This is a genomic window from Aeromonas sp. D3, assembly GCF_027705025.1.
Lineage (GTDB): Bacteria > Pseudomonadota > Gammaproteobacteria > Enterobacterales > Aeromonadaceae > Aeromonas > Aeromonas salmonicida.
In genome coordinates this window covers 1-9,360 of record NZ_JAPDBE010000072.1, presented here as the reverse complement: position 1 = coordinate 9,360, position 9,360 = coordinate 1, and the positions used below count along the sequence as shown (strand labels likewise).

The window sequence follows — 9,360 nt, the reverse complement described above, 5'->3', positions numbered from 1 at the left end:
AAATCAACAGGTTTCGGATTTTTACACATCAGCAGGATCGGTCAATGGATCCTTAACTGATCGGCATTAGCCCCGCGAGGGGCTTTTTTACAAGGCCAGGCTTACTGACTGAGGGTAGCCAGAATACCTTCCGGATCCTGATGCTGTACCAGCACCTCCCGCAGCCGGTTGAATGCCTTGCAGGCTTCCTGCGGGTACTTGCCATATGAAACGACGCCAGTGTGGCTCCAGCCGGCCGCCAGCATGACCTTCTTCTTGAAATGGGTCCCTTCAGTCCCGCCGCCACCGAGTTGCATCAAGAACTGTTCCATCTGAAGGTGAGGAGGGGGAACACGGGAGAAGGTGGCAAAATCTTCCGGTTTGACTTCATCAAAGTGCATGGCGACTCCTGTGAGGATGAATGGGATTACCCCTCAGATTAGTTGCAAAAACCCGGGTCGGGATAGAAAAATCGGGGAAAAGTAGTGTGCCTAGGCGCTTAGGCTGAGACCCTGCTGCGCCGCTGGCCTGACCGCCTGTTGATATCGCTGGGCGATGACCTGATTACGTTGTTCCATATAGGTGTTCAGCACGCCGGTCCGTGCACCATCAGCAGGCGTAGCGCCTGACTGGGAGCTGGATGTCATCATTGCCTTGCGGGCTTGGGCCTCCTTGACTGCGGCACTTCTGGCCACACTCAGATCCTGTGCGGAAGGCTCGGCAGGCGCCAGAGCGGCAGCCCGTACCTGCTGCATCTTGGCAATGGTGGCTTCAGGATCACCAGGGATAGTCCCGATGTCGATGGAAACCTCACCACCAGTGGCATAACGCTTGCCGTCCGGTCCCATCGAAAATTGATAAGTAGGGCTACTGGCATACTGGCCGCCTGCAGCCTGATGAGCCTGCTCGTGGGTGCGAACCTCCTGATCCCTGTCCACCAGCTCCTTGATCTGCAGCTCCTGCTTCTGTTGCTGCTCCTGCTGCTTGGGATCCTGCTGTTGCTTGTTGCGCTGGCCATCCTCACCCGTGGCTTCAACAAAGCGGTTATCCACGGGCGTTTGCGGGTTGCTGGTCTGTGGCCCTTCCCGCGTCTGCTGAGAGGTCTGGGTGGCGTTGGCCTGGCTGGCCTTGGACTTGTCTTTCTGCGAGCCGACTTCAGGCTCGGCATTGAATGCCTCGCTCTGACGAGTCTGGGGGATGAGTGCTGCACGGCGATTGTCAGTACGTGCCGATTCCGTCTGCGGTTGCAGCTGATTAGGAATAAGGGTCGGCAGACTGACATTGATGTTCATGTCAGACCCGGATATCGATCAGGGTACCCATCATGTCACTGGCAGTCTGGATCACTTTGGCAGAGGCACCAGCCTGCACCTCGGCCACCTTGAGGTTGACCAGCTCGTCAGGCAACTGCACCTGATCGCCATTCGGCGTGTTGAGCCGGGCAATCTGGCTGGATGCCTTGTCGGCAATCTGCTCCGCTCGCTGAAACCCTTGTACTCCGCTGTTCAATGCAGAATCTATGCGCATGACAACTCTCCTCTGACGTTGGATTAATTATCCGTCACGCCAGAGGATTAATGAAGTAAATCGTCTGTTTTTCAACCAACAAAATGTCGAACGATTTCAACGAACTGTTGTGGATGGGAAATAAAGGGTGCGTGCGAGGCCTTTTCCAGCACCACGCTGTGGCTGGCTGGGTAGCGCTCATCCAGCAGCGCAATGGAGGCTTTAGGCACCAGGGAATCCAGCCGGCCATAGACGCGCAGCCAGGGCAAGCTCAGTGGTACCAGCTCATCGCGCAGGTCAACATCTGCCAGCAAACCGAGCCCGGCCTCCAGCGCGGCAAACTGGGGGGCGGGGCGTTCCGCCAGCCAGTGGCGCAGCTGACGGATATCATCCCTGGCATGCTCGCTGCCCATGGCCTGGATCGCCAGAAAGCGTTCTATGGTCTGCCTGAAGTCTCCCGCCAACATCTGATTGAAACCGGTCAGCACCTTGGGGGCTATACCAGGCCACTCATCCCGGGCCATGAAACAGGGAGAGCTGGCCACAGTGATAAGCGAATGAAGTCGCTCAGGCTGGGTCAAGGCCAGCTGGCTTGCTACCAGACCACCGAGGGACCAGCCGAGCAGATGGCACTTCTGCGGCAAGACTGTGGCAATCTGCTCTGCCAGCCAGGGCAATGAATAATCACTCCCCTCGCGCAGCGGACTGTTGCCAAACCCGGGCAAGTCCACCAGATGCAGCCGATAATGTGCCGCCAACTGCTGGGCAATACCATGCCAGACTGCGCCATTCATGCCCCATCCGTGCAACAGCACCAGATCGGGTCCCTGACCAAACCGTTCTACCGATACGCTCATCTAGACTCAAGATCCCTGTTCATTCTCTTGGGGTCAGCATGTTAAAGCGGCTGCTAGCCAAAGCAAGTCCGATCCTTGGCAGCCACGCCGACTGGCAGGGCAGCTGTCTGCTCTGCCAGCAAGCTTGTGATAGCCAGCCACTGCTTTGTAGCTGGTGTCGACAAGCCCTGTACCAGTCCTACCCCAGATGCACATTGTGTGCGGCCCCCTTGCCGGAATACATGGGAGATAAGGAGCTGATCTGCGGCCGCTGCCAGCGCAGGCCACCACCCTGGGAGCGGTTGCAGGTCATTGGCGACTATCAGGCACCCTACCCCATGCTCATTCCCCAACTGAAATACGCCGGCCAGATCCTGCTGGCGCCACTGCTCGCACGCCTGCTGGCCGATCATCTGGAGAGAGACGAGCCCCCAGAAGTCATCATCCCTGTTCCCCTGCACTGGTGGCGGCAGTGGTGGCGCGGCTTCAATCAGGCTGAGGAGATAGCCACCACCCTCAGCCAGATCACCGGTATTCCTTGTGATAAGCAGTTGCTGAGTCGCACCAAGGCAACCCCGCAACAGACCCGGCTCAGTGCCGGTCAGCGGCGGCGGAATTTGCGGGGCGCCTTTCACGTTCGCCCCCATCACTATCGGCATGTGGCCCTGCTCGACGATGTGGTAACCACGGGGGCCACGGCGGGCCAGCTCACCCGCTTGCTGCACGAGAGCGGCATCGAAAAAGTGGAAGTGTGGGCCATTTGCCGTACGCTCAAACATCTCAAATGACCCTAGGTATGTATACCGCAGGCTCAGTCACATCAGGCTGCCATAGGTATATTTGACATATGTTAAGCGCCATCTGCATGCTACCCAAGCACTGCCAAGCGAGTTATCATGAATACCCTAGTCGTACACTCAGGTTTATGAGGATAGTGATGATCAGCATTTCCGACACCGCCCAGGCCCATTTCCGTAAACTGCTGGAAAAACAGCCTGATGGCACCAATATCCGGGTGTTTGTGGTCAATCCGGGAACCCAGAATGCCGAGTGTGGCGTATCGTATTGCCCGCCCGACGCGGTGGATCCGGAAGATCAACACCTGCCTTTCAGCGGATTCGACTGCCTGGTTGATCCTCTGAGCGCCCCTTACCTGGTCGATGCCACCATCGATTTCGTCACCGATCAGATGGGCTCCCAGCTCACCCTCAAAGCCCCCAACGCCAAGATGCGCAAAGTGGCCGACGATGCACCGCTGATCGACCGCATTGAATATGTGCTGATGTCCGAGGTCAACCCCATGCTGGCCGGTCACGGTGGCAAGGTAACTCTGGTCGAGTTGACCGAAGACAAGCTGGCCATCCTGCAGTTTGGCGGCGGTTGCAACGGTTGCTCCATGGTCGATTACACCCTGAAAGAGGGGATCGAGAAGCAGCTGCTGGAAAAATTCCCTGGCGAGCTCAACGGCGTCAAAGATGCCACCGAGCACCAGCGCGGCGATCACTCCTACTATTGATCCCGTGCCAGTGGCGATCATCCATCAGAGTTGATCCCCTCTGACAGCACATGAAAAGGCCCCGCCAATCTGGCAGGGTTTTGCTATCCGGCAAACGGATGAGGCTTATTCGTCGCGCTTGTCCCGACTGAGCAGAGCAATCGCGGCTTCTTTCGGGTTCTTGCCCTGGTAGAGCACCTGGAAGATCTGCTCGCAGATGGGCATCTCGACGCCACAACGGGCCGCCAGCAGATGCACCTCCTTGGTGTTGCGATAACCTTCCACCACCTGACCGATCTCGGCCATGGCGGTATCCACGCTCTTGCCGGCCCCGAGGGCCAGACCGAAGCGACGGTTGCGCGACTGGTTGTCGGTACAGGTCAGCACCAGATCCCCAAGCCCCGCCATCCCCATGAAGGTTTTGGCATCCGCACCCAGCGCAGCACCGAGACGCTGCATCTCCACCAAGCCTCGGGTGATGAGCGCAGTTCTGGCGTTCGCGCCAAAGCCCAGACCATCAGAGAGACCGGCACCGATGGCGATGACGTTCTTGACCGCACCACCCAGTTGCAGGCCGACGAAATCCGGATTGGTATAAACCCGGAACGAACGGCCGCAGTGCAGCAGATGGGAAAGCTCATCGGCAAAGTCGTCGTGAGTCGACGCCACCGAGATGGCGGTCGGCAGACCGGCGGCCAGCTCCTTGGCAAAGGTGGGGCCCGAGATCACGGCCAGCGGAATAGTCTCCCCCAGCACATCACGGGCCACATCCTGCAGCAGACGGCCGCTGTCAGGTTCAAGCCCCTTGGTGGCCCAGGCGATACGGGTATCGGGGCGCAGGAAGGGTTTGACCTGGCTCAGCACCTGGCCGAACACATGGCTCGGCACCACCAGCAGCAGGACGGGAGCGGCTTGTACCACCCGTTGCAGATCCGCAGTCAGCTGAAGATCCGCAGGAAAAGGGACATCAGGCAAAAAGGCCTTGTTGCAGCGGTCGTGTTCCAGCTCGGCGACATGGGCAGGGTCGTGACCCCACAGCAGGGTCGGATGACCGTTGCGCGCCAGAGAAATGGCAAGGGCGGAGCCATAAGACCCCGCCCCCAAGACCGAGATAGCGATCTGGTCAGCCATTATCAGGCTTCCGCAGTCGCCTGCTGGGCCTGTGCTTGCGCCATGTGCTGGGCAAACAGGGCATCGAAGTTGACCGGTGCCAGGTTCAGCTGCGGGAAGGACCCCTTGCTCACCATGTTGGCCACGGCTTCGCGGGCATACGGGAACAGTATGTTCGGGCAGAAGGCGGCCAGGCAATGAGCCAGTTGCGGCTCCGGCAGGTTGCCTATGGTGAAGATGCCGGCTTGCTGCACTTCACACAGGAAAGCGGTCTCGGTTTCCAGCTTGCAGGTCACGGTCAGGGTCAGTACAACCTCGTACACGCCATCAGCCAGGATGTTGGTCTTGGTGTCCATGTCCAGCTTGACGTCCGGCTGCCACTCTTTCTGGAAGATGTGCGGGGTATTCGGGGCTTCGAAAGAGACATCCTTGGTGTAGACACGCTGGATGTGGAATTCCGGTTGCACTTCCTGGTTGTTGATTTCGTCAGCCATTTCGTTTGATTCCTTTTTAAGATAATGAGTGGGCGCAGGCCCTTAAATCAGCGTTTTTTGGTCACCGGCAGATTATCTGCACGCCACTGGGCCATGCCACCGCTGAGCACATACACCTGCTTGAAACCGGCCTTGCTCAGTTGGCGACCCGCGCCACCAGCGGTCATCCCCGACTCGCACACCACTATGATGGGGGCATCTTTATGCTTTTCAACCGGCCCCAGATTATTGCTCTGGATCTGGCTGAGCAGCAGGTGCTGGGCACCGGCCAGATGACCCTTGGCAAACTCTTCCTGACTGCGAATATCCACCACTGTGGCATTTTCACGGTTGATCAGCAGGGTAGCCGTGTGGTTGTTCACCGTCTTCACCGGAGAAAAACGAGCACGCACGCTGGTGTAAACCAGAGTGCCTGCCAGGCCGAACCAGGCTGCGGTCAGCAGCGGGTTACGGGCCGCAAAATCCAAATACTCTTGCATCTTCTACTATCCAGGGACCAAGACAAGGGCCCGAGTATACATGGTGACCCCACCAAGATCAGCCATCTTGGCGGCAAAGCGGGAGCGGGCTCCCATCAGGCGGGAACCCCATAACGGATCGGAATAAAAAGTGGCATCCAGTCCCTTGGGGCGAGGATTCGTCGAGTGAGGGGACAAGCCGGCGACAAAGGGGAAACAGGCTGGCAACAGTCCGCGGCGGGTGTTGGCAAGGGCTTGGCTATCAGGTGACTATTTCGGCAGATGTAGTAATATTACGCTAGTTTCACTTCCCGCAATTCATTCCTATCCGAGAGGACATAGCCTTATGTCAACAGCTAAGAAACCTTTGGTTCTGGTCATCATGGACGGTTGGGGCTACAGCACCAAGCAAGAGCACAACGCCGTCGCTGCCGCCAAGACTCCCAACCTCGACCGTCTCGCCCGTGACTACACCAGCACACTGATCTCCGGCTCCGGCCTGGATGTGGGTCTGCCGGATGGTCAGATGGGTAACTCTGAAGTGGGCCACGTCAACATAGGTGCCGGTCGCATCGTCTATCAGGAGCTGACCCGCATCTCCAAAGAGATCAAGGACGGCGACTTCTTCCAGAACGTCGAACTGGCCAAGGCTGTCGATTCTGCCGTGACCAAGGGCAAAGCCGTTCACATCATGGGTCTGATGTCCCCGGGTGGCGTACACAGCCACGAAGAGCACATCATGGGCATGATCGAGATGGCCGCCAAGCGTGGCGCCGAGCAGATCTACTTCCACGCCTTCCTGGATGGCCGCGACGTTCCGCCGCGCTCCGCCCAGTCCTCCATCGAACAGTTCGATGCACTGTTTGCCCGTCTGGGCAAGGGTCGTTTCGCCTCCATGATCGGCCGCTACTTCGCCATGGATCGTGACAACCGCTGGGATCGCGTGCAGCAAGCTTATGACCTGATGACTCAGGGCAAGGGCGAGTTCACCGCCGACAGCGCCAGCGAAGCCCTGGCCGCTGCCTATGCCCGCGACGAAAACGACGAGTTCGTCAAGGCCACCCGCATCGGTGCTGCCGCCCCCATGCAGGATGGCGATGCCCTGATCTTCATGAACTTCCGTGCCGACCGCGCCCGTGAAATCACCCGCGCCTTCGTTGACAGTGACTTCACCGGCTTTGCCCGTGCAGCCACCCCTGCGCTGAACTTCGTGATGCTGACCGAATACGCGGCCGACATCAAAACTGCCTGTGCCTACCCGCCGACGGCCCTGGTGAACACCCTGGGTGAGTGGCTGGCCAAGCAGGGCAAAACCCAGCTGCGCATCTCCGAAACCGAGAAGTACGCCCACGTCACCTTCTTCTTCAACGGTGGCGAAGAGTCCTGCTTCACCGGTGAAGACCGCGAGATCGTTGCCAGCCCGAAAGTGGCAACTTATGACCTGCAGCCGGAAATGAGCTCCGAAGAGCTGACCGACAAGCTGGTCGCCGCCATCAAGAGCGGCAAGTACGACACCATCATCTGCAACTACCCGAACGGCGACATGGTCGGCCACACCGGCGTATTCGATGCGGCCGTCAAAGCCTGTGAAGCCGTTGACCACTGCGTCGGTCGCGTCACCGAGGCCCTGGCCGAAGTAGGCGGCGAATGCCTGATCACCGCCGACCACGGCAACGCCGAGAAGATGCTGGACGAAGAGACCGGTCAGGCTCACACAGCCCACACCAACCTGCCGGTTCCCCTCATCTATTTCGGTCGCAAGGCCGAGGTGCTTGAAGGTGGCAAACTGTCCGATCTGGCCCCGACCATGTTGACCCTGATGGGTCTTCCTGTGCCGCCGGAAATGACTGGCAAGCCCCTGATGATTCTGAAATAATCCTTCCCCATGCGGGGATGCGAAGTTATTTCAAACAAAACCAGTCGCGTCGGCCTGTTGGCCGGCGCGCTGTTTTTTTGCCTGTCGTTTATCGCGGGCAAGGCCTTGGCTGCCAACCAGCAGCTCGGCACCATGCAGTCCCAGATAAAGGAACAGCAGAAGACCCTCAAGCTCAGCAAGCAAGAGCTGACCAAACTCAATACTCAGCTCAAGGCTGACGAGCAGGCCATTTCGGCCGCCGCCGCCAAGCTCGAGCAGACCAAGCAACAGCTGAAAAAAAACCAGCAAAAGCTGGTAAGCCTGCAACAGGACAAGCTGGATCTGGAACAACAGGCAAAGCATCAGAAGCAGTTGCTGGCCAAGCAGGCGGAAAGCGCCTTCCAGGCGGGCAACCACGATTACCTCAAACTACTGCTCAACCAGCAGGATCCGGCCAAACTGAGCCGCTCTCTCGACTACTACGACTATCTCAACAAGGCCCGCATCGAGGCCATCGAAGCCCTGCGCGCAACCCGCACCAAGCTGGCCAAAAACCAGCAGGCCACCAAAGAGACCGAGAGCAAGCTGCAATCCTTGCTGAGCGAACAGCAACAGCATCACCAGAGCCTGTTGGCCAGCCAGCAGAGCCGTGCCAAGGTGCGCAACCAGTTGCAACAATCGGTGCAAAGCGACGAGCTAAAGCTGACCAAGCTGGTCAAGGCGGAAAAAGCCCTGAAAGCCAGGCTGGAAGAGCTTCGCCGCCAGCGGGAAGAGCAGGAGCGTCGTGAGCGGGCCGAGCGGGAACGGCTGGCCAAGCTGAAAGCCGAGCAGGAACGCCAGCGCCGTCTGGAGGCCCAACGACTGGCCGCCGAACAGAAGCGGATTGCAGAACAACAGCGGATCGCGGCTCAACAACAGAAGGTCGGCGAGCAGCAACGACTCGCCGCCGAGCAGCAGAGAGTCGCCGAACAACAAGACAGGGTGGCTGATCAGCAAGCCGCTGCGCGCAGCAGCAGCGCCAAGGCAAGCAGTGGCGGCTACGGCGGTCTCAAGACCAACGGCAGCCTGCGCTGGCCGGTGCAGGGGCCCATCCTCATCTCCTATGGCTCGCCGCGCACCGCCCAGCTCAAGTGGAAGGGCACTCTGATCGGTGCCAGCGAAGGTACCCAGGTCAAGGCGGTCGCACCGGGCCAGATAGTCTACGCCGACTGGCTGGACGGTTTCGGCATGTTGCTGGTGATCGACCATGGCCTTGGCTATATGAGCCTCTATGGTCACAATCAGTCGCTGCTGCGCCAGGTTGGCCAGAATGTGGAACAGGGCGAACCAGTGGCTCTGGTCGGTGACAGTGGCGGCCAGGACAGACCCGGCCTCTACTTCGAGATCCGCTATCAGGGTGAGGCCATCAACCCGACCAAATGGTTGGCCAAGGGCTGATCAGATATGCCGGATAATGTATTGCTCCCCTTCAAAGGGGATTGACCAAGAGCCGACTGATCACTGGTCAGCCAAAATGACAAAAAGCCTGCATTACGCAGGCTTTTTTGATCGCAGTGTCCCGTCCTGAATATGGTTTACACCTTTCCCCCACATAAACGGAGAGCCCGATGGGACAAGGTGTGAAACG

Annotated in this window: 11 protein-coding genes; 4 read left to right on the top strand and 7 right to left on the bottom strand. The window is 58.8% G+C overall.

The genetic code is table 11. The annotated features are described in order from the left end of the window. Positions 1 to 101: 101 nt before the first annotated feature. From OKC28_RS22525 to bioH, 4 genes are all read right to left on the bottom strand, one after another. Complete coding sequence (locus OKC28_RS22525) at positions 102 to 380, bottom strand: hypothetical protein (RefSeq protein WP_005319791.1); 279 nt, start codon at positions 378 to 380, stop codon at positions 102 to 104. A gap of 90 nt (positions 381 to 470) precedes the next feature. Then, positions 471 to 1,271 (bottom strand): putative metalloprotease CJM1_0395 family protein, encoded by an 801-nt coding sequence (locus OKC28_RS22520; RefSeq protein WP_256686119.1) that lies wholly within the window; start codon positions 1,269 to 1,271, stop codon positions 471 to 473. 1 nt (position 1,272) lies between these two features. Beyond that, complete coding sequence (locus tag OKC28_RS22515) at positions 1,273 to 1,506, bottom strand: flagellar biosynthesis protein FlgE (protein ID WP_125609087.1); 234 nt, start codon at positions 1,504 to 1,506, stop codon at positions 1,273 to 1,275. A 71-nt stretch (positions 1,507 to 1,577) separates the two neighbouring features. Beyond that, positions 1,578 to 2,342, bottom strand: coding sequence for a pimeloyl-ACP methyl ester esterase BioH (gene bioH, locus OKC28_RS22510; RefSeq protein WP_256686123.1), 765 nt, complete (start codon positions 2,340 to 2,342; stop codon positions 1,578 to 1,580). 38 nt (positions 2,343 to 2,380) lie between these two features. On the opposite strand from bioH, the gene OKC28_RS22505 reads away from it, so the two are divergent. Beyond that, the gene (locus OKC28_RS22505; protein ID WP_256686124.1) at positions 2,381 to 3,109 is read left to right on the top strand and encodes a ComF family protein; all 729 of its coding nucleotides are present in this window, start codon (positions 2,381 to 2,383) and stop codon (positions 3,107 to 3,109) included. A 149-nt stretch (positions 3,110 to 3,258) separates the two neighbouring features. Further along, positions 3,259 to 3,837, top strand: coding sequence for a Fe-S biogenesis protein NfuA (gene nfuA, locus OKC28_RS22500; RefSeq protein ID WP_017411920.1), 579 nt, complete (start codon positions 3,259 to 3,261; stop codon positions 3,835 to 3,837). Between the two features lie 105 nt (positions 3,838 to 3,942). Here nfuA and gpsA read toward each other — a convergent pair whose 3' ends face one another. From gpsA to OKC28_RS22485, 3 genes are read right to left on the bottom strand one after another with little or no spacing between them, the layout of a single operon-like run. After that, positions 3,943 to 4,947 (bottom strand): NAD(P)H-dependent glycerol-3-phosphate dehydrogenase, encoded by a 1,005-nt coding sequence (gpsA, locus tag OKC28_RS22495; protein ID WP_256686127.1) that lies wholly within the window; start codon positions 4,945 to 4,947, stop codon positions 3,943 to 3,945. A 2-nt stretch (positions 4,948 to 4,949) separates the two neighbouring features. Beyond that, a complete protein-coding gene (gene secB, locus OKC28_RS22490) occupies positions 4,950 to 5,420 on the bottom strand; it encodes a protein-export chaperone SecB (protein WP_005319808.1) in 471 nt (156 codons plus the stop codon). Positions 5,421 to 5,467: 47 nt separating this feature from the next. Continuing rightward, positions 5,468 to 5,899: a rhodanese-like domain-containing protein gene (locus tag OKC28_RS22485; protein ID WP_005319811.1), complete on the bottom strand. Its 432-nt coding sequence runs from the start codon at positions 5,897 to 5,899 to the stop codon at positions 5,468 to 5,470. Positions 5,900 to 6,224: 325 nt separating this feature from the next. On the opposite strand from OKC28_RS22485, the gene gpmM reads away from it, so the two are divergent. Continuing rightward, on the top strand, positions 6,225 to 7,754 hold the full coding sequence (gene gpmM, locus OKC28_RS22480) for a 2,3-bisphosphoglycerate-independent phosphoglycerate mutase (RefSeq protein WP_021141093.1): 1,530 nt from the start codon (positions 6,225 to 6,227) through the stop codon (positions 7,752 to 7,754). Positions 7,755 to 7,763: 9 nt separating this feature from the next. Then, entirely contained in the window at positions 7,764 to 9,170 is a 1,407-nt protein-coding gene (locus OKC28_RS22475) for a peptidoglycan DD-metalloendopeptidase family protein (RefSeq protein ID WP_270691134.1), read from the top strand. Positions 9,171 to 9,360: the final 190 nt, after the last annotated feature.

Coding starts and splice junctions, on each gene's coding strand:
- OKC28_RS22525 (WP_005319791.1), bottom strand. CDS start 380: ATGCACTTTGATGAAGTCAAACCGGAAGATTTTGCCACCTTCTCCCGT.
- OKC28_RS22520 (WP_256686119.1), bottom strand. CDS start 1,271: ATGAACATCAATGTCAGTCTGCCGACCCTTATTCCTAATCAGCTGCAA.
- OKC28_RS22515 (WP_125609087.1), bottom strand. CDS start 1,506: ATGCGCATAGATTCTGCATTGAACAGCGGAGTACAAGGGTTTCAGCGA.
- bioH (WP_256686123.1), bottom strand. CDS start 2,342: ATGAGCGTATCGGTAGAACGGTTTGGTCAGGGACCCGATCTGGTGCTG.
- OKC28_RS22505 (WP_256686124.1), top strand. CDS start 2,381: ATGTTAAAGCGGCTGCTAGCCAAAGCAAGTCCGATCCTTGGCAGCCAC.
- nfuA (WP_017411920.1), top strand. CDS start 3,259: ATGATCAGCATTTCCGACACCGCCCAGGCCCATTTCCGTAAACTGCTG.
- gpsA (WP_256686127.1), bottom strand. CDS start 4,947: ATGGCTGACCAGATCGCTATCTCGGTCTTGGGGGCGGGGTCTTATGGC.
- secB (WP_005319808.1), bottom strand. CDS start 5,420: ATGGCTGACGAAATCAACAACCAGGAAGTGCAACCGGAATTCCACATC.
- OKC28_RS22485 (WP_005319811.1), bottom strand. CDS start 5,899: ATGCAAGAGTATTTGGATTTTGCGGCCCGTAACCCGCTGCTGACCGCA.
- gpmM (WP_021141093.1), top strand. CDS start 6,225: ATGTCAACAGCTAAGAAACCTTTGGTTCTGGTCATCATGGACGGTTGG.
- OKC28_RS22475 (WP_270691134.1), top strand. CDS start 7,764: ATGCGGGGATGCGAAGTTATTTCAAACAAAACCAGTCGCGTCGGCCTG.